We start from the raw sequence: 22,086 nt of genomic DNA, 5'->3' as shown, positions 1-22,086 counted from the left end.
CACGCGGGAGGCTTGAGTGGAGCGTGGAGGTCACCCCTGTGGATCCGGAGAACTACGCCTCTCCGTGGGCATCGAGGATCCCGAAGACCTCCTTGCGGATCTAGAGCAGGCCCTGGCATGAAGCTGGATCCCCGGCTTGTGGAGCACCTAGCACGGGCGCGCATCGTGGTGGACCCTGAGCCCCTCGTCCAGGTGCACCTCCCGCGCTGGGAAGCGAGGGCGGTGCAGCGACGGGCGGATCGGTTCCACGCACCCTTCTGCCTCACCTTCGAGCCGAACGGGGTCCGGGTGGTCTGCCGGGAGACGGAGTGGGCACAGGTGGGCCGAGGGCTGCACGCCATCCGGGTGGAGGCCGGCTACCGGATGGTCACCCTGGACGTGGCGCCGCATGCGGGGGCTGCAGACCTCCTCGCCGCGGTCATCGACCTCCTCCAGCGGAGGGGGATCTCCGCTCACCCGCTTCCTACCTTCCACCGAGACCGCATGCTGGTGCACCACTCCCAGCTGGAACAGGCCCTCCGGATTCTACGGGACCTCCAGGCCTCCAGCCCGCAGCAAGGCCATTCCTCTTGAGCGCTTCCCCAGGGCTGTAGCCCGGGGCAACCCACCGTCCCGAGAAAGGTCCTCCGATCCGCCCCTCGTCCGGGAGACGGCAGCGGTTCACCGGGTGGGGGAGTTGGATCCTGAAGGTGCGGGTGACCCTGGGGGTGCAGCCTTAGGCCCGAGCGGGAAGGCGCGAGGCGAGGAACGCCCCGAAGGCCGCCAGGGCTGCTGCAACCCAAAGCACGGTGGGAATGCCTGTGCGGTCCGCGAGGAAGCCGAACGGCGTGGCGAATAGGGAGGCAAAGGAGGAGACCGCCACCTGCATCCCCCCTCCCAGGGCCCGCCGGCTCGGCAGATATTGCTGACCCAGCACCAGGGAGACCGGAAAGGTTCCCATGGAGCTCGCGCCAACCAGCACCATCATGGGGTACACGCCGCCGGAGGGGGCCATTGGGAGCAAGGCCACGAGCACGGCCAGGACCGCGATGGTGACGGCCAGCACGGGCTTGGGACCGAGGCGGTCCGCGAGCCGGCCCAGGAGGGGAGAGGAGACGATGCCGCTGGCGAGCAGCAGGGAGAGGGCCAGGGAGGCCTCCGTCCGGCTCCGGCCCAGGGTATCGATGAGGTAGCCCAGGTAGAAGATGGTGACCGCCAAGTGGACGGCTCCCCGCAGAAGGCTCACCAGGAGAACGTTGAGGTACGCCCGCCAGTCATCCCGGTCTTCCCTATCCGGAGCCAAGGGGGTCGCGGCGGGGGAGACGGAGCCAGGGGGTGTGACGAACCCGAGGAAGGCCGCTATGGGGAGCCCTACCAGCAACCACCACCGCATTCCCCCCAGGCCCCACAGGCCCGTGAGGAGCGCCACCACGGCCGGGCCCAGCGCCCATCCCAGGTTGCCGCCGATGCTGAAGGTCGCCATGGCGGTGGCCCTTCGCTCTTCCCCGGACAGGTAGACGGTACGGACCGCCTCCGGGTGGAACAGCGCGCTCCCCAGCGCGATCAGGGCGAGGGCCACGGTGGCGGTGCGCGCGTCGCGGGCGAAGCCCGCGCCTCCGAGCCCTAGGGTGGTCAGGGCCACGCCCGCCGCGGGCATCCACGGTTGGGGTCGCCAGTCCGCCCACAACCCCGCGCCGACCTGCGCCACACCTCCGCCGAGGGAGGCGGCCGTGACAAGGATCCCCGTGAGGGTGTAGGAAAGCGCGAGTTCTGTGCGGAAGTGCTGGACGAGGGCGGGAAGGGCGCCCGCGCCCGCATCCACTGCCGCGTGTCCCACGATGAGGAGGAGCAGAAACCACCCCAGACGTCGCGGGGCCCGAAGAGCCGGGGTGGAGTCGGTGGCGATCGGGCTGGTGGTGTTCACAGCACACCTCGGGAACGACTCCATCATAGCGTCCTTCACACCTTCTTGATCCCCTGGAGGTGTACTCCGGAGGGAGGTGGATCCATGCGGTGGGGAATCCTCGTCCTCGCGGTGGTCCTGACAACCAGCGGGCCCGCTGAGCCTGCCCCGCAGGTCACGGTCTACGCCCGGCGGCTTGAGATCCCCTGGCAGATGGCTTTCGCGCCGGACGGCCGCGCCTTCGTGACGGAACGACCGGGCCGGATCCGGGTGATCCGCGCGGGTCGACTGGAGCCGGATCCCGTGGCCCAGCTCCCGGTGGCCCACGTAGGGGAAGCGGGCCTGCTGGGAATTGCCCTCCACCCGGAATTCCCCCGACAGCCCTACGTCTACGTGTACTACACCTACGAGGCCGGAGGGCTGCGCAACCGCGTGGAGCGCCTGCGGGAGGAGGGCGGCCGGCTCGTGCGGGATCGGGTGATCCTGGACGGCATTCCCGGGGCATTCGTCCACGACGGTGGTCGCCTGCGCTTCGGTCCCGACGGCATGCTGTACGTGGGCACCGGGGACGCCCGCTCGCCCACCCTCGCCCAGGACCGCTCGAGTCTTGCGGGCAAAATCCTGCGCGTGGCGCCGGACGGAGGCATTCCCCGCGACAACCCTTTCCCCGGCTCTCCCGTCTACTCCCTCGGCCACCGCAACGTGCAGGGGCTCGCGTGGCATCCCCGCACCCGCCAGCTCTATGCTACGGAACACGGACCCACGGGAGATGGGGGCTTTGCCCACGATGAGGTGAACCTGATCCGACCGGGAGCCAACTACGGATGGCCGGAGGTCCTGTGTGGGGCCCCACATCCGCCGGGGTTCACCGATGCCGTGGCCTGCAGCGGGAATGAGACATGGGCCCCTTCAGGCGCCGCCTTCTCCTCGCGCGGCGCGTGGCGGGAGGGGCTGCTCGTGGCGAACCTACGCGGTGCACACCTGCGCCTGTTCATCCTGGACGCGGAGGGTACCCGGGTGGTGCGGCAGGAACGGGTGCTGGGGGGATTCGGCCGGCTGCGGGACGTGGTGGAGGGTCCGGACGGCGCCCTGTACGTGCTCACGAGCAACCGGGATGGTCGGGGAAGCCCTGGTCCCGAGGACGACCGGATCCTACGGATTCTTCCCCCCTGAGGGCGCTACTATGGAGCTGGGATGAGCGTGGCCGTCTGCAAGCAGGAGCTCCGCCGGCGCATCACCCGTGCTCGAGTGGCGGAGCCGGATAAGGAGGCCAAGAGCCGGGCCATCCTGGAGAAGGTGTTCCGGCTCCCGCAGTTCCAGCAGGCCCGCACCGTACTCTTCTACGTGGACGCGGGGAGCGAGGTCCGCACCCGTCCCTTCCTCCCCCGGGCCATGGCCATGGGCAAGCGCGTGGCGGTGCCGTACTGCACCCGGGACGAGAGGGGGCAGGACGTGCTCCAGTTGTTCGTGCTCCAGGATCTCGCCGAACTGGAGCCCGGGTCCTTCGGCATCCTGGAGCCGAAGCCCGTCCTGCGCGCCGGGCGGGCTCTGACGGCGCAGGAGGTGGACATGGTCCTGGTGCCGGGCGTTGTGTTCGATCGCCAGGGCGGTCGCCTCGGACATGGCTGGGGTTACTACGACCGGCTGCTGAGCGGCATGCGGCCTGACTGCTGGCTTGTGGGGCTCGCGTACGAGTGCCAGGTGGTGGAGGAGGTCCCCATGGAGCCTCAGGACATCTACCTGGACCTGGTGATCACGGAGCGCACCACCTACGTGGGGCGCAGGTGGCTTGCACGCGCCGGGGGCCGCGCGTGACGGCCTACCTCAGCGGGGGCGTTTCGGAGGCGGGGTAGGGATCGGGAGAAGGAGGACCGCGATCTCCCCGGGCCGCACGAAGCCCAGCTCCTCCCGCGCCATGCGCTCCACCACCTTGGGGTCGTGCAGGCGCTGGATCTCCTCCCGCAGCCGTCGGTTCTGCGCCAGGAGGTTTGCCCGGACGCGTTCCAGGGTGCGCACCTCCCGGTCCAGCCAGTAGGCCCGGGAGGCGGATCGGGCAAGGGAGCCGAGGAGGAACGCCGCCAGGGCGAGGAACACCGCAAACTTCCCGAGTCGGGCGAGGGATGTGGTCCGATGAAACCCGCGGCGTGCCTGCATCCCGTCTGAGGAGAACCTTCGCGAACCTCCCCCGGAATTCCTGCCTCCCTCTCGAACCCACGGACGAGAACCGGTGTTTCACCGGGCGAAGACGGCGCGGCCGGCGTACTGTGCTCGGGATCCGAGCTCCTCCTCGATGCGCAGTAGCTGGTTGTACTTCGCCACCCGCTCCCCGCGGCAGGGGGCACCGGTTTTGATCTGCCCGCACCGCCACGCCACCGCGAGGTCCGCGATGGTGGTATCCTCCGTCTCCCCGGACCGGTGGGAAAGGATGGCGCGGTAGCCGGTCCGGTGTGCGGCCTGTACCGTCTGCTGGGCTTCCGTGAGGGTACCGATCTGGTTGGGCTTGATGAGGATGGCATTCGCACACCGCAACTCCACACCCCTCTGCAACCGGGAGGGATGGGTCGCGAAGAGGTCATCGCCCACCAGCTGCACGCGTCGCGCCAACGCCTCCGTGAGCGCCCGCCACCCTTCCCAGTCGTCCTCCGCGAGAGGATCCTCGATGGAGACGAGGGGGTATCGGCTTAGGAGGCCCTCGTAGTACGCGATCATCTCCTCCGCGGACCGGGCTCGGCCCTCCAGGTGGTAGCGGCCGTCCCGGTACAGCTCCGAGGCCGCGGCATCCAGGGCGAGGGCCACCTCCTCCCCGGCCCGGTAGCCCGAGGCCTCGATGGCCTCCAGCAGGAGATCCAAAGCCTCCGCGGCGGTACGGAGATCCGGGGCAAACCCGCCCTCATCCCCCACGCCCGTATCCAGCCCCCGAGCCTTCAGGAGCTGCCGCAGGTGGTGGTAGACCTCCGTCCCCATCCGCAGGGCATCCCGGAAGCTGGAAGCACCGAGAGGCACGAGCAAAAACTCCTGAAGCTCCAACCGGTTGTCCGCGTGCGCTCCGCCGTTGATGACGTTCAAAAGGGGCACGGGGAGCACGGTGGCATCTTCCCCTCCCAGGTACCGGAAGAGGGGGAGCCCTCGGTATGCGGCCTCCGCCTTGGCCACCGCCAGGGAGGTGGCCACGAGGGCGTTCGCGCCCAGTCGGGATTTGCTGTCCGTTCCGTCCAGGGCGCACAGGAGCCGATCCACGCTCACCTGGTCCGAGGCGTCCTTGCCCACCAGGGCAGGGGCAAGGATCTGCCGCACGTTCTCCACCGCCCGGAGCACTCCCCGTCCCAGGTAGCGGGCGGGGTCGCCATCCCGCAGCTCCAGGGCCTCGTGCGCCCCGGTACTGGCGCCCGAGGGTGCCGCCGCCCTCCCCCGGGCCCCGCCCTCCACCATGACGTCCACCTCCACGGTGGGATTCCCCCGGGAATCCAAGATCTCCCGGGCGGTGAGCCCGATGATCCGCGCCATACCTTACCTCCTACTCCCGAACCACCTCGAGGATCTCCACCAGCCCTCCCGCCTCCGAGGGAGGCACCGGACGCTCGGGGACCTCCCGTACCCGCACCACCACCCTCCGGATTCCGAAGTCGATCTCGATGAGATCGCCGGGACGGACGCGGGAAGCGGGCTTGGCCACGTGCCCGTTCAGGCGGACCCGGAAGTTCGCGCACAGGGCATGGGCCAGGGTACGACGTCGGACGACCCGGCTTTGCTGCAGGAACCGGTCGAGGCGCATCCGCTAGCCCGCGCGCTCCTTGGCCTCCTGCCACAGTCCCAGGAGCTCCGAGAGGGGAAGCTGCTCCATCCGTTGCCCCCTCTCCGCCGCGAGCCGCTCCATGGTCTCGAATCGCCGGATGAACTTCCGGCACGCATCCCGCAGCGCTCCCTCCGCATCGGTCCCGGTGAAGGCCGCCACCTTCACCGCGGCCATGAGCACGTCGCCCACCTCCTCCCGAATGGCCTGAAGGTGGTGCCCCTCCAACGCTTCCCGGAGCTCCCGGACTTCCTCCTCCAGCTTCCCCAGGGCTTCCCGCACGTCCGGCCACTCCCACCCCACCTCCCGCGCCCGCTGGTACAGCTTCTGGGCCCAGAGAAGCGCCGGGAGGGCTGAAGGGACGCCGTCCAGGGCCGGGGTAGCCTCTCCCCGCTCCGCCCGCTTGAGACCCTCCCACCGTTGCATCACCTGCTCCGGGGTGACCACGCCCTCCACCACGCGTCCCGCCGCGTCAGGGAAGACGTGGGGGTGGCGGCGCACCAGCTTGTCGTGCAGATGCGCGACCACGTCATGGACGGTGAAGGATCCCGACTCTGCGGCGATCTGGGCGTGGAACAGCACCTGGAGCAGCAGATCCCCCAGCTCGTCGCGCAGGCGCTCTGGATCTCCCCGCTCGATGGCTTCCAGGACCTCGTAGGCTTCCTCCAGGAGGTAGGGCCGGAGGGAGGCATGCGTCTGCTGACGGTCCCACGGACAGCCTCCCGGTCCCCGCAGCGTCGCCATGACCCGCACCAGATCCTCGAACGTGGGCAGCGCCATCCCGCCGCCTCCTCTGCGCTCCGTTTGATTGTACAGCCAGTCCGCTCATCCCGCGGGCACGCCCGTGGGCTCCTGGCGCCGCAGGCGCGTAAGGCTGTCCAGCACCTCACGGACCCACCGCAGGACCTCCTCCGGTGCGCACCGCACGAGAAGCCCTTCTGGAGTCACTCCCACCCGGCGGCGGTGTTCCAGCCGCACCCAGGTTCTTTCCCGCTCCTCCAGCGGGACCCGGAAGCGGAGCAGCACCCCATCCGGACGCTGCTGGACGGTCCCGATGCCCAAAGCTCGGGCCCTCTCCCGCAGGACCGCGATCTCCACCAGAGCGTGTACGGGCTCGGGAGGCGGGCCGTAGCGATCCTGAAGCTCCTCCCAAAGCTCCGCGGCCTCCTCCGTGGACCGCAGGGCCGCAAGCCGCCGGTAGATGCTGAGCCGTTGGGCTTCCTCCGGGATGTAGTCCGCGGGGAGGTACGCGGAGACCCGCAGATCCACCACCGGATCCGGGATCTCCTCCACGACCCCCCCCCGCAGACGGCGGATGGCCTCTTCCAGCAGACGGGTATACAGCTCGAACCCGACAGCGGCGAGGTGCCCGTGCTGCTCGGGACCTAGGAGATTCCCGGCACCCCGGATCTCCAGATCCCGCATGGCGAGCCGCAGGCCGCTGCCGAGCTCCGTGAACTCCCGCAGGGCCGCCAGGCGCTCCTGGGCTTCCGGGGTCAGCCGGGCACCCCGGGGATACAGGAAGTATGCGTAGGCCTGCCGGTCCGACCGGCCTACCCGGCCCCGCAGTTGGTACAGCTGCGCGAGCCCCAGGGTGTGGGCGTCCTCCACGAGGAGGGTGTTCACGTTGGGCAGGTCGAGTCCGATCTCGATGATGGTGGTGCACACCAGCACGTCGTACCTGCCGCCGAGGAAGTCCAGCATCACCCGCTCCAGCTTCCCCTCCGGCATCTGGCCGTGGGCTACCGCCACCCGTGCCTCCGGCACCAGGGCCTGGATGCGGCGGGCCGCCTGATGAATGGTCTGCACCCGGTTGTGCACCACGTACACCTGCCCTCCCCGCTCCAGTTCCCGGCGGATGGCGTTCTGCACCAGCCCCTCGTCCCACTCCGCCACCGTGGTGCGGATGGGAAGCCGAGCCTCCGGGGGGGTCTCCATCACGGAGAGGTCCCGCAATCCCACCAGGGCCATGTGGAGGGTACGGGGGATGGGGGTGGCGGTGAGGGTGAGGACGTCCACGCTGGCGCGCAGCTGCTTCAGCTTCTCCTTGTGCACCACCCCGAACCGCTGCTCCTCATCGATGATCACGAGTCCCAGGTCGTGGAACCGCACGTCCTTCTGCAACAGCCGGTGGGTGCCGATGACCACATCCACCTCCCCGCTGGCCAGGGCCTCCAGCACCGCCTGGATTTCCTGGCGGGGCCGGAACCGGCTCAAGAGCTCCACCCGGATGGGATAGGGCTGGAAGCGGCTCCGGAACACGTGGTAGTGCTGTTGCGCAAGCAGGGTGGTGGGCGCCAGGACCGCCACCTGCTTTCCGTCCATCACTGCCTTGAAGGCAGCCCGAACCGCCACCTCCGTCTTCCCGTAGCCCACGTCCCCCGCCACCAGCCGGTCCATGGGCCGCGGGGACTCCATGTCCCGCTTCACGTCCTCAATGGCCTTCCGCTGGTCCGGGGTCTCCTCGTACTCGAAGGCGGCCTCCATCTCCCGCTGCCAAGGAGTGTCCGGGGAGAAGGCGTGGCCCCGAACGGTCTCCCGCCGGGCGTAGAGCTCCAGGAGCTCCCGGGCGATCTGCTGGGTGGCCTCCCTAACCCGCCGCTTCTCCCGCTCCCAGTCCCCGGTTCCCAGCCGGTGGATCTTCGGCTCGATCCCCTCCACCCCCACATACCGCTGCACCAAGTTCACCTGGTCCGTGGGCACATATAGGGCGTCCCCTTCCGCGTACTCCAGGTACAGGTAGTCACGGGTCGCTCCGTCCACGGTCTTGCGCACCATCCCTCGGAACCGGCCGATCCCATGGTGGACGTGCACCACCAGGTCTCCAGCTTGGAGATCGGCCCAGGATCGTAGCCGGCCCCCCTCCACCGCCCGGCGGAACCGGCGCCGCCGGCGCCGCCACCCCAGCACCTCCGCGTCCGTGACCACCACCAGGCGCAGATCCTCGATGCGGAACCCGTTCGAGAGGGAGGCGGAGACCACCACAACTCGCCCCGGCTCCGGCACCTGAACCAGATCCTCGGCCAGGCCGGCCGGAAAGCCCTGGTCTGCGAGGATCTCCACCAGGCGGTGGGCCTGGGCGCTGGCCACCACCACCCGGTAGCCGGCCTGCCGCCACCGCTGAAGCTCCTGAGCCAGCATGCTCACCTGCCCCGCAAAGGGATCCACGCTTCCGCACTCCAGCCGTACTCCGGGCCAGTCCTCCGGAGGGGCCGTAAATCCGCTGAGGACGACGGCCCGCAGACGCGAGAGGGAACGCTGGATCCTTGCCCATCCGAAGACTCCCTCCGCGGTCCGGCGCTCCAGTTCCAGCGGTTCGTCCAGGACCACCAGGGAGCCGTCAGGGAGTAGGTCCACCACGCACACCTCTCCCTCGGGTTCCCGCGCAGGAGGGATCTCCACGGAGGGGAGTTTCCGCTCGGACCGCTGGGTCTGTGGATCGAAGCACCGGATGGACTCCACCACATCCCCGAACCACTCCACCCGAAGCGGACGGTCCGCATCAGGGGGGTAGACATCCAGGATCCCGCCCCGGACCGCAAAGGTCCCAGGACGACTCACCAGCGCCTCCCGCTCGTAGCCACCCGCGGCGCAGAACTCCGCGATGGCTTCGAGAGGGACGCGCTCGCCCTCCCGCAGGCACACCTGGGAGGAGCGGAGGCGTTCCGGGGAAGGCACGGGAGCCGTCACGGCCCGGACAGGGGCTAGGAGCGCCGTCGGCCGGCCCTCCGCGAGGTTCCGAAGCGCCCTCAGACGTTCCCCCACGGTCTGAGGTCCTGCCTCCTCCGCTTCCAGGGGCGGAAGCAGCCGGAGGAACGGTTCGAGTTCCGGAGCAAAGCCCAGGAGGTCATCCGCCAGGCGATCCGCGGCATCCTGGCCGGGTACGAGCAGGAGCACGGATCCGCGACCCTCCAGCACCTCCTCGCGCACGCACGCAACGAGCACCAAAGCCTTCTGAGACCCCACGGGCCCGGTGATCCATACCCTCCCCCTCTCCCGCAGCGTGCCGCGCGCGGCTGCGTACGGGGACCACGTGGCGATGAGCGAAGGGAGTGCGCGGAGTGGCATCCTCGTCCGCGTGTATCACTCTACCACGGCCAGGCCTTACTCCCCTAAGACCAGTACCGTGGAGGGCCCTGACTCCTGGCCCGCGGGATTCACGGCCACGGCCACCAGGGCAAGGCGGCTGCCCCGGAAAAGGACCGGGAACCGAAAGGCCATCTCCCACCGGCCTGTGGGGTCCGCGAGGATCTCTCCCTCCCCGAGCCGGATGTGCAGGGGCGTGGTGCCGGTCGTGGACTCGGAGAAGAGGGCCACCCGCACCCGTTCCCCCGGTGCGGTCCGTCCCCGCACCAGGAGAGGACTCTGCACCCGCTCCCCTCCCCGGGGTCGCTCCACCAGGGGTGGGGCGGGAGGCCGGGCGGCGAGGATCACGCCCGCGGTGGTGGCCCGTACCAGCCCCCCTCCCGGTCGGACGAAGGTGACTCGAATCCGACCGTTCCAGAGGCTATCTCCCGGCCGCACCGTATATGCCCCCTCATAGCGCCCGGGCTCCACCTCCCGCATGGGCACGTCCTCCACCACCCCTTCTATGGTGAACCTTGCCTGCCCTCCCGTCTCCCCAAGGGCCCACACGGTCAGCGCCTCCCCTGCCCGGAGAGGGCGAGGAGGTTCGAAGGCCACCGCCCGGATGGCTTGCCCTCGGGTCCGGATGAAGAAGGACCATCGGTGCTCGATGGTGTTCCGCGCCCGATCCACCACCCGCACCCGGACCTCTGCCGGACCCTCCGGCAAGGGTCCGGGGGGCACAAACCCGAGGATACCGGTCTCCGAAACCGCCTCCTGGAGAACCTCCCCGGCCCGCAGGGAAAGGCGCAGCTCCCGCACGCCGGATCCCGGGCCATCGTCCGCCACCACCAGGAGGTTCGGGCGCTGGTTTGCCAGGAGCACCCCGCCCGGAGGAATCGTGGCCACCAGTCGGGGAGGGGTGGGATCGAAGGTCACGGGGGGTGCAGCCTGGATCACAGCACTGGACGCGGCTCCTACCGCGAGCCGGCCGAAGACCGGGGCGTTGGTGAGGTCGTCCCGACGGCGTACGGTGTACGTCCCCACATACTCCCCGGGGGAGCGCTCCACCATGCTTGCCCCCTGGACCACATCCCCCAGAAAGAAGCGGGCCCGCCCTCCGGGAGTTCCGCGGAGGACCACCGTGAGGATCTCCCCCGCCCCCAGGGGCCTGCGGGCATCGTGGGTGAGGTCCACCGCTACGGGGGGTGGACTCGCGGGCAGATCCTTCGGGAGCTGCCCGTATCCCGGGGCCGGAGGCCGGGACCGGGTGTTGATGACCACCGTCCGGCCCGCCTCGTCCCACTCCACCACCGTTCCCAGGGCCTCGCTCACGAACCGGAGGGGCACCATGATCCGCCCCCGGACAACCATGGCGGGAACGTCTAGGGGGGTGGGGCGACCGTTCACCCACGCCACCGTGCTCCCCACCACCAGCCGCACCACCACGCTTCCCCGACGGATGTGCACCGTACGCGTGGCCTCCTCGAACCACACCCTCGCTCCCAGGTGCTCGAAGATCTCCCGGACGGGCACCAGCACACGGCCCGCCACCTCCACGGGGGGGACCTCCACGGCGAGGCGCTCCCCGTCCACCAGCACCCGGATCTCCGGAGCCGCGGCCTGTGCCAGGAGAAGCGCGGCGAGGGGAAGGAACACCCACGCGCGGTGCATCCTCACGGATCCGTCAGGATCTCTTCCCAAATCCGCTCCACCTGCTCGCGGGTCCGGTGTAAAGGTCCCTCGTTGTCCACCACCCATCGGGCCCTGGGAAGTTTTTCCTCCAGGGGCACCTGAGCCCGAAGCCGTGCCTCCGCCTCCACCTCGCTCAGGCCGTCCCGGCTCATGAGGCGCCGCAGCCGGGTGGCGGGCGTGGCGTAGACCACGATGGCGTCCAGCTGCTCAAACTCCGGGAGGGGCACGTCGAAGAGCAGGGGGAGGTCTACCACCACCACGGTCTGGGGCCTGGAGGCCGAGATCTCCCGCAGCCGCTCCCGGAGCCGGCCCAGGATACGGGGATGCATGATGGCGTTGAGCCGGCGGCGGGCCTCCGGGTCTGAGAAGATCAGACCCGCCAGCCTGCGGCGGTCGAGCCGACCGTCCGGAGTGAGGAAGTCCCCCCCGAAGGCCTCCACGATCTCGTCGAGGGCGGGCTGACCAGGCTCCACCACCTCCCGCGCGGCCTCGTCCGCATCCAGTACCTCCGCGCCGAGCGTCCGCAGCATGCGGGCCACCGTGCTCTTCCCGCTTGCCACCCCTCCGGTGAGGGTCACCACCTTCACGGAGCCTCTCCGGGTTCCTCCGGCTCCACCTGCAGCTCGTAGTGCAACAGGCGCTGGGCGGCCCCGTCGAAGTGAAAGCGGCCCCGGAACCTCCGGCCCGCCAGCAGGTGCGGAAGCCACAGCCGGTCATCCGGCCACATCTCGTCGTAAGGGAGCTGGTGCACGGGGAACCACCGCGGCTCCCCCTCATCCCCGGCCCGGGGTTCTCCCACATAGGTGTCCGTCCAGAACACGTCCACGATCCAGTCCACAAGCGTCCCTTCCTCGAAGGTGAAGTGCAGCACGCCCTGGTGCTGGAGGCCCTCCACGCGGAGGCCCGTTTCCTCGTACGTCTCCCGCACCGCGGCCTCCCGGGGGTCCTCCCCGGGCAGGACTTTTCCGCCGGGCGCGTTCCACTTCCCCTCTCCCCACAGCCCCGCGGCCTTCCGGAGGAGGAGGACTTCCCCGTCCCGGAGGATGTAGCACAGCACCGCGCGGATGCTCATAGGGGATCCAAATCCCGCCAGTTCGGTCCCGCTTTGACCCCCACCTCCACGGGGACGTCCAGGGCCATGGCGTCCCGCATGGCCTCCCGCACGGCCCTGCCCAGCTCCCGCACCTGGTTCCCAGGGGTTTCGAAGACCAGCTCGTCGTGCACCTGGAGGATCATGTGGCTATGGGGAAAGCGGGGCAAGACCTCCCGGTGGATCCGGATCATGGCCATCTTGATGAGGTCCGCCTGAGAGCCCTGGATGGGTGTGTTCCATGCGGCCCGCTCCGCGGCTTCCCGCACGGAGCGGTTGCGGCTGTGCAGATCCGGCAGGTACCGGCGCCGGCCCAGCAGGGTGGTCACGTACCCCTTCCGGCGGGCCTCCGCCACGGTGCGCTCCAGGTACGCTTTCACGCCCGGGAAGGTATCGAAGTAGCGCTGGATGTAGCGCTCCGCCTCCGCGGGGGTGCAGCCGATCCGCTGCGCGAGACCATAAGGGCTGATGCCATAGACGATCCCGTAGTTGATCACCTTCGCCACCCGCCGGTGCTCCGGCGTGAGCTGCTCGGGGGGCAGACCGAAGACCTCGCTGGCGACCTCCGCGTGGATGTCCCGGCCTGCCCGGAACACCTCCTGCAGGACCGCATCGCCTGAGACGTGGGCGAGGATGCGCAGCTCGATCTGGTTGTAGTCCGCGGAAAGCAGGACTTTCCCCGGCTCCGCGATGAAGGCCCTGCGGATCCTCCGCCCCTCCTCTGTCCGGACGGGAATGTTCTGGAGGTTGGGGTCCTGGGAGCTGAGGCGGCCCGTGGCAGTCCCCGTCTGGTTAAAGGTGGTGTGCACCCGACCCGTCCGTGGGTTCACCAGCTTCGGGAGCACCTCCACGTACGTGGACAGGAGCTTAAAGAGCTCCCGGTACTCCAGGATCTTCGCCACGACCTCGTGGTGGGGCGCCAGGGCCTCCAGCACCTCCGCGTCCGTGGAGTATCCGGTTTTCGTGCGTTTCAGACGCGGAAGCCCCAGCTTCTCGAAGAGCACGAACCCGAGCTGCTTGGGCGAGCTCAGGTTGAACTCCATGCCCACCAGGGCATAGATCTCCGCCGCCAGATCCCGCAGCCGCGCCCGGAATGCCTCGCCCAGGACCTGGAGGTAGGGCACGTCCACCGCTACCCCCACCAGTTCCATCTCCGCCAGGACCGCCACGAGGGGGAGTTCGATCTCCCAGTAGATCCGTTCCACCTCCCGCTCCCGCATGGCCTGCAGCAGGGGAGGGAAAAGACGCTGGAGCACGTCCGCTTCCTCGCACACCCGCCGCCACCGATCCCCGAGCGGCAGATCTGCGGCCCCGTCTTCCGCAAGCCGCCACCGGATCTGCTCCCATGCCACGGTGCGGAGGTCGTGCGCACGCCGGCTGGGGTTGAGCACGTAGGAGGCAAGTCCCACATCGAAGGCAAAGCCTTGAGGCCGCAGCCCCATGCGCCGCAGGCGCACGAGGTCGGACTTCGCATCCGCGCTGATCTTGCGGACCTCCCCCTCCAGCACCGCGGCAACCCCCGCGGGAATCGCCTTCCCCACGGGCACGTACGTGGCCTCCCCGGCCTGCACGGAGAGGGCCACGCCTGCCACCGCGCCCTCCAGGGGCTTCTCGGTTCCGTCCAGGATCACCGCCACCCACTCCGCGGGCCGTGGAGCCCAGTCCGGGGCCTGGGTGTAGCGGCCCGCGGAGTGATGGACGGGGGTCAGCCCCAGGCGCTCCAGGAGGCTTTTGAACTCCAGCTCCGCAAAGACCTCGGCCACCTCCTGGGGGTCGTACGGCCGCACCCGCAGGTCCTCCCAATCCAGCCGCAGAGGGACATCCCGCACGAGGCGCGCGAGCTGCTTGCTGTGCAGGATCTGCTCCCGAGCCTGTCCGAGACGGGCCCGGAGGCTCGGGGGAAGCGCATCGAGGTGTTCCAGAAGCTCCTCCACCCCTCCGAACTGCTGCAACAACCGCGCCGCGGTCACCTCCCCCACTCCGGGGACCCCGGGCAGGTTGTCCGAGGGATCCCCGCACAGGGCCTTCAGATCCGCCAGCTGGGCGGGCTGAACCCCGAACCGTTCCCGCACCCGGGCTACGTCGTAGACCGTGGTCTCCGTGAGGCCGCGGCTGGTGACCATCACCTTTGTCCGGTCCGTGACCACCTGCAGGAGGTCCAGGTCCCCCGTGACCACCAGGACCTCGAATCCCGCGGCCTCTGCGCGGTACGCCAGGGTAGCGATCACATCGTCCGCCTCGTATCCCTCCACCTCGAACACGGGCACGCGGAAGGTCTCGCACACCCGCCGGACGGAGCGGATCTGCGGCCGCAGGTCGTCCGGCATCTGGGGTCGGGTAGCCTTGTAGGGGCGGTAGGTGGCGTGCCGGAAGGTGGGGACGGGACGGTCGAAGGCCACCGCAAGGTGGGTAGGGCGCTCATCCTCCAGGACCTTGAGGAGCATGGTGGTAAAGCCGTACACGGCGTTGGTCGGGCGGCCATCGCGGGTGGTGAGGTAGGGGAGGGCATAGAAGGCCCGGTATACGAGGCCGCTGGCGTCCAGTACGACCAGCCTCAACCTCACTCCTCCCACACGCTCCCGGGGCCCAGAAGCTGCTCCAGCTCCTCCCGGAACGCCCCGTCCCTGGGAACCCCCTGTCGGAGACGGTGGATGCTCTCGCCCCGCACGGTGAGGACGTGCGCGTAGGCCGGCCGCGGGCCCGGGCGGCCGGCCAGGAATTCCACCAGCTGCAGCAGCTCCTCCGCACTGGCGATGCGGATGTGGAGGGTCCGCGGACCCTCCGAGGGGCCGTTGGCCCCCGGATTGCCCTCCACGGGCAGCACCTCCTCCGCCAGCACCCGAGCCCGCCCCTCCTGGATTTCCACCCGGCCCCGCACCACCACCACCGCTTCCGGCCGCAGGACCTCCCGGTACCGCTCGTAGGTCTTGGGCCACACCACGACCTCCGCGGAACTCGTGAGGTCCTCCAGGACCGCCTGGGCCCAGCGACTGCCGGTGGCCCGGGAGATTTTCTCCCGCACGCCCGTGAGCATCCCCCCGCACACCACAACTTCCCCATCCGCCAGGCTCCCCAGCTCCGCGAGGCGGTGGCGCACGTAGCGATCCAGCAGGGGCTGCCAACTGCGGAGGGGATGGTCCGTGAGGTACAGCCCCAGAGTCTCCCGCTCCATGCTCAGCAGCTGTGGACGGTCAAAGGGGGCTACCTCCGGCAGCGGGGGGACTTCCTCCTCTCCAAAGGCGAACAGCCCTGTCTGGCTGGGCTTCGCCCGCTGCCTACGGCTGCCGTACTCCAGGGCGCTGTCGAGGGCTGCCAGCAGCCGCGCCCGGTCCCCCAGGGAATCGAAGGCGCCGGCCTTGATGAGGCTCTCCACCACCCGTCGGGTTACCAGGCGCCCGTCCACGCGGGCACAGAAATCGAACAGGGAGCGGAAGGGGCCCGCGGCCCGTACCTGGACGATGTGCTCCGTGGCGGTGCCGCCCACGTTCTTGATGGAGCCAAGGCCGAACCGGATGGTGCGGTCGTCCACCACGGTGAAGTCCACATCGCTCTGGTTGATGTCCGGCGGCAGAACCTCCATTCCCATGCGCCGGCACTCCTCCACGTCCAGGGCGATGCGTTCCAGATTGCCGCTGTCCGCGCTGAGGACCGCGGTCATGTACTCCGCGGGGTAGTTGGCCTTGAGGTAGGCGGTGTAGTACGCGATGAGCCCGTAGCAGGCCGCGTGGGCTCGATTGAATCCGTAGCGGGCAAAGGGCTCGAACTGCTCGAACACCTTATCCACGATCTCCTTGGGGATCCCCCGCTCCCGGGCCCCCCGTTCGAACTTCTCCCGCTGGGCGAGGAGCTTGTCCTTGATCTTCTTGCGGATGGCGTAGCACAGCACATCCGCCTCCGCCAGGGTGTAGCCTGCCATCGCCTGGGCCACCGTCATTACATCCTCCTGGTACACCAGGACCCCATAGGTCTCCCGCAGCACGGGCTCCAGCACGGGGTGGAGGTAGGTTACGGGTTCCCGCCCGTGCTTGCGGCGGATGTAGACGGGGATGTTGGCCATGGGACCGGGGCGGAACAGGGCCACCATGGCCATGATGTCCTGGATACTGCTGGGGCGCAGCTCCTGCAGGTAACGACGCATTCCTGCGGACTCCAGCTGGAACACTCCTACCGTCTCCCCCCGGCTCAGGAGCTCATAGGTTCTCGCATCGTCGAGGGGAATCTTCTGGAGATCGAGGCGCACACCCCGGCGCCGCTCGATGATCCGGAGGGCTGTGTCCAGGATGGTAAGGTTGGTCAGGCCCAGGAAGTCAAACTTTACAAGGCCGATGTCTGCGACACTCGTCATGTCGTACTGGGTCATGATGGCGCCGTCCCTGCCCCGGGTGAGGGGGACGTGGTCCGTGAGGGGATCCCGGGAGATGATGACGCCCGCCGCGTGCGTGCTGGCGTTCCGGGCCACCCCCTCCAGCTTCTTAGCCAGATCCAGCAGCCGAGCTACCCGTGGATCCTCCTGTCCGAGCCGACGCAGCTCCGGGTCCTGCTCCAGGGCCTGCTCCAGGGTGAGGTGCGGGGGGACACGCTTGGCGATGCGGTCCACCTCCCCGTAGTTCATCCCCAGCACCCGGCCCACATCCCGCACCGCCTGTCGGGCTTTCATGGTGCCGAAGGTGATGATGTGGGCCACCCGGTCCGACCCGTACTTCTCCATCACGTACCGGATGACCTCGTCCCGGCGGGTATCCATGAAATCCACATCGATGTCCGGAAGGGTGTACCGTTCCAGGTTCAGGAAGCGGTCGAAGGGCAGCCGGTAGGCGATCGGGTCCACGTCCGTGACCCCGCACGCGTACAGCACCAGGGATCCTGCCGCGGATCCCCGTACGGTGGTGAGGATGCCGTTCCGACGGGCAAAGTTCACGAAGTCCTGCACGATGAGGAAATAGGGGGCGTATCCCATCTTCTCGATGACGCTCAGCTCGTACTCCAGCCGCTCCCGGATTTCCGGGGTGATCTGGGGGTACAGGCGCCGGAGTCCTTCCTCGCACAGGTACCGGAGGTACGATTGAGGGGTGAAGCCTTCCGGGACAGGGAAGTCCGGGAGCTTGGGCACGTTCAGCTCGATCTCCACCGAGCACCGCTCCGCGATCTCCAGGGTGCTCTGCAGGGCCTCCGGAAGGTCCGGGAAGGCCTCGCGCATCTCCTCCGGGCTCTTCAGGTAGAAGGCAGGGACATCCCCCATGCGGGGGCGGTCGGCATCCTGCAGGGTCTTGTTCATCTGGATGCACATGAGGACGTCCTGGGCCTCCGCGTCCTCCGGCATCACGTAGTGCACGTCGTTGGTGGCCACAAGCCGCAGCTTCAGATCCCGTGCGATGCGTATGAGATCCGGCAGGATGCGGTGCTGCTCCGCCAACCCCTGGTTCTGCACCTCGATGTAGAAGTTCCCGGGGCCAAATAGATCCCGGTAGGTGGCCGCGAGTTCCCGGGCTGCCCGGTAATCTCCCTGCAACAGCTTCTGCGGGATCTCCGCCTGCAGACACCCCGAGAGCCCGATGAGGCCCTTGCGGTACTGGCTCAGCAGCTCCCGATCGATCCGGGGGCGGTAGTAGAAGCCCTCCAGATGCGCCCGGGTCACCAGCTGAATCAGGTTGCGATATCCCTCGTTGTCCTCCGCCAGAAGGGTCAGGTGGAAGCTGCTGGCGTCGAGTTTCGGATCCCGATCCGTGTACCGCCGGGGCGCCACATAAGCCTCCACCCCCAGGATGGGCTTGATTCCCAGCTCCTTCGCGGTCCTGTAGAACTCAATGGCCCCGTAGAGGGCTCCGTGGTCCGTGAGGGCCAGGGCTGGCATTCCCAGTTCCCGGCATCGGTGCAGGAGCGGTGCGATCCGGCTGTGCCCGTCGAGGAGGGAGTACTCGCTGTGCACGTGGAGGTGGACGAACGCGGACATCCTGGCCCCCCCTCCTTTTTTCGCTCATCCTGATATTGTAGTGTAGCCACCCTGCCCCCGGACGTCCCCGACCCAGGCGCACCGGCTCTGGAGATCCCGGGCACGCAATCCAGGACCCCGGCCCGGCTGATCGCCGCGGAGAGCGGCAATCCGGCGGCGATGGACTTGCCCACCACCAGCGGATCGGGCTCCACCCCGAAGTGCTCCACGGCCCACAGGCGGCCCGTGCGCCTCAACCCCGTCTGGAGCTCGTCCACCGTGGGGGTGACCGGATGGGCCCGTTCCAGAAACCGTCGCACTCCGGGGGCCGGGAAGTGGGCTCCGGATCGAGGCACGGGGCATGGAACCCTCCGCAGGACCCTCAGGCGGGCAGGCGTTCGAGCTCCTCCCGGAGGATGCGGTTCACGAGGGCAGGGTTGGCACGTCCCCCCGTCCGCTTCATGACCTGTCCCACCAGGAACCCAATGGCCCGTTCCTTGCCCTTGCGGAAGTCCTGCACGGGCGCGGGATAGTCCGCGAGCACGGCCCGCACCACCTCCCGCAGGGCCTCCTCGTCGCTGATCTGCACCAACCCCCGTTCCTGCACCATCTCCCCGGGACGTTTCCCACTCCCGAGCACCTCGGGAAGGATCTCCTTGGCGATGCGACCGGAGATCACGCCCTCCTCGACGAGCCGAACCAACTCTGCAAGATGCAGGGGGGTGATGGGAAGGTCTTCCAGCTCCAGGTTGTGCTCATTGAGGTAGCCCGCCACATCTCCCACCAGCCAATTGGCGATCGCCCGGGGACTTGGGTGCAGCCGCACCGCCTCCTCGAAGAAGTCCGCCTGGAACCGGGTGGAGACCAGGAGCTCCGCCTCGTATCGGCTGAACCCGTACACGCGCATGAGTCGGTCGCGGCGGGCATCCGGGAGCTCCGGGAGGGCTTCGCGCACCTGCTCGATCCACGCGGGGGTAATCTCCAGGGGTACGAGGTCTGGCTCCGGAAAGTACCGGTAATCCTCCGCCTCCTCCTTGGTCCGGGAGGAGAAGGTGAATCCCCCCCGCTCGTCCCAGTGCCGGGTCTCCTGCACCACCGCTTCCCCCCGCTGCAGCAGGGTCCGTTGCCGCTCGATCTCGTACTGCAACGCCCGCTCCACCGCCCGGATGGAGTTCATGTTCTTCACCTCCGTGCGGGTGCCGAGGGGGTCTCCGGGCCGCCGGAGGGAGACGTTGGCGTCGCACCGCAGGGTGCCCTCCTCCATGCGGCCGGAGCTCACCTCCGCGTACTGGAGGATCTGCCGGAGCTTGAGCAGAAACGCCCGGGCTTCCTGAGGGGAGCGGAGATCCGGATAGGTGACGATCTCCATGAGGGGCACACCGGATCGGTTGTAGTCCACCAGGCTGTAGTCCGCGCCCTCCGGATGCACGAGCCGGCCCGTGTCCTCCTCCAGGTGTACCCGTCGGATCCCGACGCGGCGGAGCTCGCCTCCCACGTCAATCTCCAGATACCCGTCCGTGGCGAGGGGGGGGTGGTCGAGGTACTGGTACTGGGAAATCTGGTAGTTCTTGGGGAGGTCCGGATAGTAGTAGTTCTTGCGGTGGAACTGGGACCTGGGGTGGATGGTGCAGTGAAGGGCCAGGGCCGTGCGCAGCCCGAGCTCTATCGCCTTCCGGTTGATTACCGGGAGGGCGCCGGGAAGGCCCAGACACGTAGGGCACGTCTGCGTGTTGGGCGGAGCCCCGAACCGGGTACTGCACCCGCAGAACATCTTGGACTCCGTCCGCAGCTGCACGTGGATCTCGAGTCCGATGACCGCCTCGTAGTCCGTCACCGTTCCTCCTCCCCAATCCTCGGGCGCACCGCGGTCTTCCCAGCAACCTGCTCGTACGTGTACGCAACCCGCAGAAGCGTCTCCTCGTCGAAGGCGCGGCCGATGAGCTGCATCCCCATGGGCAGCCCTTCCCAGAATCCACAGGGGATCGCGATGGCCGGCAGCCCTGCCAGATTCACGGGCAGGGTATAGATGTCCACCAAGTACATCTGGAGGGGGTCCTCCAGCCGCTCGCCCAGGCGGAATCCGGGCGTGGGTGAAACGGGGGTGACGAGGAGATCCACCCGCTCGAAGCACCGCTCGAAGTCCCGCCGGACCATGGTCCGCACCTGCTGGGCCTTGCGGTAGAAGCCCTCGTAGTAGCCCGCGGAGAGCGCGAACGTGCCCAGCATGATCCGGCGCTTCGCCTCCGGACCGAACCCCTCGGCCCGGGTTCGGGTGTAGAGGGTGTAGAGATCGGAGGCGCGGGGGGAGCGGTACCCGTAGGCCACGCCGTCGTAACGGGCCAGGTTGCTGCTCACCTCCGCGCACGCGATGAGGTAGTAGGCGGGGAGGGCATACTCCAGGGTCGGGAGGCGCACCTCCTCCACCACCGCACCCTCCCGCTCCAGCACCCGCACCGCCCCCTGCACCGCTTCCCGCACCGCGGAGCGCAGTCCCTCCCCAAAGGCCTCCCGGGGGATTCCGATCCGCACCCCCTGCACCCCGGGCCGGAGGGAGGAGAGGTAGTCCGGCACCGGGACCTCCACGGAGGTAGTGTCCATGGGGTCCTTGCCCGCAATGACCTGCAGCAGCAGGGCGCAGTCCCGCACATCCCGGGCGATGGGCCCGATCTGGTCCAGGGAGCTGGCGTACGCCACGAGCCCGTACCGGGACACGCGGCCGTAGGTGGGCTTGAGCCCCACAACTCCGCACAGGGCCGCGGGAAGCCGCACAGATCCGCCCGTGTCCGATCCGAGTGCTCCCAGGGCGCTGCGGGCCGCAACCGCGGCCGCAGACCCCCCACTGGATCCTCCGGGCACGTATTCCGGGTTCCAGGGGTTGCGGGTGGCGAAAAAGGCGGAGTGCTCTGTGCTGCTGCCCATGGCGAACTCATCCAGGTTGGTCTTGCCGAGCACCACCGCCCCCGCCTCCACCAGCCGTCGCACCGCGGTGGCATCGTAGGGAGGGACGAAGTTCTCCAGGATCCGGCTTCCACATGTGGTACGCACCCCGCGGGTGCAGAGGTTGTCCTTGAGGGCCACGGGGAAGCCCACGAGGGGCGGTAGCTCTTCGCCCCGCCGGATCCGCTCGTCCCACATCCGGGCCTGGGCCCTGGCCAGATCCGCGGTCACGGTGAGGTACGCCCGCACGACTCCGTCCGTGCGCTCGATGCGGTCCAGGTACATCTCCACCACTTCCCGTACGGAGAGGTCGCGGCCGAGGCGCGGGCGCAGGGCGTGGTAGGGAAGTTCCAGGAGGTCCGTCATGGCTCCGGCTCCAGCACTCTCGGGACCACGAAGTACCCTTCCCGGGTCTGCGGGGCCATGGCCAGAACCTCCTCCAGGGGCAGGGAGGGTGCCACCACGTCCTCCCGGAAGACGTTGGTCGCGGGGATGGGGTGAGCAGTGGTCTCCACCCCTTCCGTGGGGAGCTCCGAAAGCCGGCCGAAGTACTCCAGGATGGTGTTGAGCTGAAGCCGGTAGCGCTCCAGCTCCTCCTCTGTGAGTTCCAGCCGGCTCAGTCGGGCGATGTGGGCGACAAGTTCCCGATCGATCCGCACGGTCGTCCTCCTCTCCGGGGGGCCGTGCGTATGGTACCA

At 68.8% G+C, this 22,086-nt stretch carries 17 protein-coding genes and 3 pseudogenes; 5 read left to right on the top strand and 15 right to left on the bottom strand.

Translation table 11 applies throughout. From position 1 onward, the window contains the following. Positions 1-16: 16 nt before the first annotated feature. Together N0A24_08655 and N0A24_08650 are read left to right on the top strand one after the other, a co-directional pair. On the top strand, positions 17-121 hold the full coding sequence (locus N0A24_08655; GenBank protein MCS7173436.1) for a PLP-dependent transferase: 105 nt from the start codon (positions 17-19) through the stop codon (positions 119-121). Next, a complete protein-coding gene (locus tag N0A24_08650) occupies positions 118-573 on the top strand; it encodes a hypothetical protein (GenBank protein ID MCS7173435.1) in 456 nt (151 codons plus the stop codon). Before N0A24_08655 ends, N0A24_08650 begins: the two co-directional genes overlap by 4 nt. A gap of 142 nt (positions 574-715) precedes the next feature. Here N0A24_08650 and N0A24_08645 read toward each other — a convergent pair whose 3' ends face one another. Beyond that, positions 716-1,930 carry an MFS transporter gene (locus tag N0A24_08645; GenBank protein MCS7173434.1) on the bottom strand — a complete coding sequence of 405 codons (1,215 nt, stop codon included), beginning with the start codon at positions 1,928-1,930 and terminating at the stop codon, positions 716-718. A 57-nt stretch (positions 1,931-1,987) separates the two neighbouring features. On the opposite strand from N0A24_08645, the gene N0A24_08640 reads away from it, so the two are divergent. The 3 genes and pseudogenes from N0A24_08640 (at position 1,988) to N0A24_08630 (ending at position 3,828) form a co-directional block, all read left to right on the top strand. Further along, a complete protein-coding gene (locus tag N0A24_08640; GenBank protein ID MCS7173433.1) occupies positions 1,988-3,055 on the top strand; it encodes a PQQ-dependent sugar dehydrogenase in 1,068 nt (355 codons plus the stop codon). A gap of 21 nt (positions 3,056-3,076) precedes the next feature. Next, entirely contained in the window at positions 3,077-3,697 is a 621-nt protein-coding gene (locus tag N0A24_08635) for a 5-formyltetrahydrofolate cyclo-ligase (GenBank protein ID MCS7173432.1), read from the top strand. Between the two features lie 29 nt (positions 3,698-3,726). After that, positions 3,727-3,828 (top strand): annotated as a pseudogene (locus tag N0A24_08630) (DUF2662 domain-containing protein). Here the strand turns inward: N0A24_08630 and N0A24_08625 are convergent. From N0A24_08625 to gatC, 14 genes and pseudogenes are all read right to left on the bottom strand, one after another. After that, positions 3,809-4,036 (bottom strand): annotated as a pseudogene (locus tag N0A24_08625) (hypothetical protein). The pseudogenes N0A24_08630 and N0A24_08625 overlap by 20 nt on opposite strands. 78 nt (positions 4,037-4,114) lie before the next feature. Beyond that, on the bottom strand, positions 4,115-5,386 hold the full coding sequence (eno, locus tag N0A24_08620) for a phosphopyruvate hydratase (protein MCS7173431.1): 1,272 nt from the start codon (positions 5,384-5,386) through the stop codon (positions 4,115-4,117). Between the two features lie 10 nt (positions 5,387-5,396). Next, positions 5,397-5,654: a S4 domain-containing protein gene (locus N0A24_08615; GenBank protein ID MCS7173430.1), complete on the bottom strand. Its 258-nt coding sequence runs from the start codon at positions 5,652-5,654 to the stop codon at positions 5,397-5,399. Positions 5,655-5,657: 3 nt separating this feature from the next. After that, on the bottom strand, positions 5,658-6,452 hold the full coding sequence (mazG, locus tag N0A24_08610) for a nucleoside triphosphate pyrophosphohydrolase (GenBank protein ID MCS7173429.1): 795 nt from the start codon (positions 6,450-6,452) through the stop codon (positions 5,658-5,660). Between the two features lie 45 nt (positions 6,453-6,497). Further along, positions 6,498-9,617, bottom strand: a complete 3,120-nt coding sequence (mfd, locus tag N0A24_08605) for a transcription-repair coupling factor (GenBank protein ID MCS7173428.1) — start codon at positions 9,615-9,617, stop codon at positions 6,498-6,500. Positions 9,618-9,776: 159 nt separating this feature from the next. Beyond that, a complete protein-coding gene (locus tag N0A24_08600; protein ID MCS7173427.1) occupies positions 9,777-11,411 on the bottom strand; it encodes a copper amine oxidase N-terminal domain-containing protein in 1,635 nt (544 codons plus the stop codon). Between the two features lie 2 nt (positions 11,412-11,413). Continuing rightward, positions 11,414-12,019 (bottom strand): dephospho-CoA kinase, encoded by a 606-nt coding sequence (gene coaE, locus N0A24_08595; protein ID MCS7173426.1) that lies wholly within the window; start codon positions 12,017-12,019, stop codon positions 11,414-11,416. Continuing rightward, on the bottom strand, positions 12,016-12,504 hold the full coding sequence (locus tag N0A24_08590) for an 8-oxo-dGTP diphosphatase (protein ID MCS7173425.1): 489 nt from the start codon (positions 12,502-12,504) through the stop codon (positions 12,016-12,018). The genes coaE and N0A24_08590 overlap by 4 nt, the downstream gene beginning before the upstream one ends. After that, positions 12,501-15,080, bottom strand: coding sequence for a DNA polymerase I (gene polA, locus N0A24_08585; protein ID MCS7173424.1), 2,580 nt, complete (start codon positions 15,078-15,080; stop codon positions 12,501-12,503). Before polA ends, N0A24_08590 begins: the two co-directional genes overlap by 4 nt. 2 nt (positions 15,081-15,082) lie before the next feature. Beyond that, the gene (locus tag N0A24_08580) at positions 15,083-18,472 is read right to left on the bottom strand and encodes a DNA polymerase III subunit alpha (protein ID MCS7173423.1); all 3,390 of its coding nucleotides are present in this window, start codon (positions 18,470-18,472) and stop codon (positions 15,083-15,085) included. Positions 18,473-18,585: 113 nt separating this feature from the next. Next, a pseudogene (locus tag N0A24_08575) lies at positions 18,586-18,729 on the bottom strand (aminotransferase class III-fold pyridoxal phosphate-dependent enzyme). A 104-nt stretch (positions 18,730-18,833) separates the two neighbouring features. Next, a complete protein-coding gene (gene gatB / locus N0A24_08570) occupies positions 18,834-20,285 on the bottom strand; it encodes an Asp-tRNA(Asn)/Glu-tRNA(Gln) amidotransferase subunit GatB (GenBank protein MCS7173422.1) in 1,452 nt (483 codons plus the stop codon). Further along, entirely contained in the window at positions 20,282-21,754 is a 1,473-nt protein-coding gene (gatA, locus tag N0A24_08565) for an Asp-tRNA(Asn)/Glu-tRNA(Gln) amidotransferase subunit GatA (protein MCS7173421.1), read from the bottom strand. Before gatA ends, gatB begins: the two co-directional genes overlap by 4 nt. Beyond that, positions 21,751-22,047, bottom strand: a complete 297-nt coding sequence (gatC, locus tag N0A24_08560; GenBank protein MCS7173420.1) for an Asp-tRNA(Asn)/Glu-tRNA(Gln) amidotransferase subunit GatC — start codon at positions 22,045-22,047, stop codon at positions 21,751-21,753. The genes gatA and gatC overlap by 4 nt, the downstream gene beginning before the upstream one ends. Positions 22,048-22,086: the final 39 nt, after the last annotated feature.

This window comes from Armatimonadota bacterium (assembly GCA_025059775.1).
In the GTDB taxonomy this organism is placed as follows: Bacteria; Sysuimicrobiota; Sysuimicrobiia; order Sysuimicrobiales; family Sysuimicrobiaceae; genus Sysuimicrobium.
The sequence above is the reverse complement of the archived record's forward strand: the minus strand, read 5'-3'. Positions and strand labels throughout refer to the sequence as shown.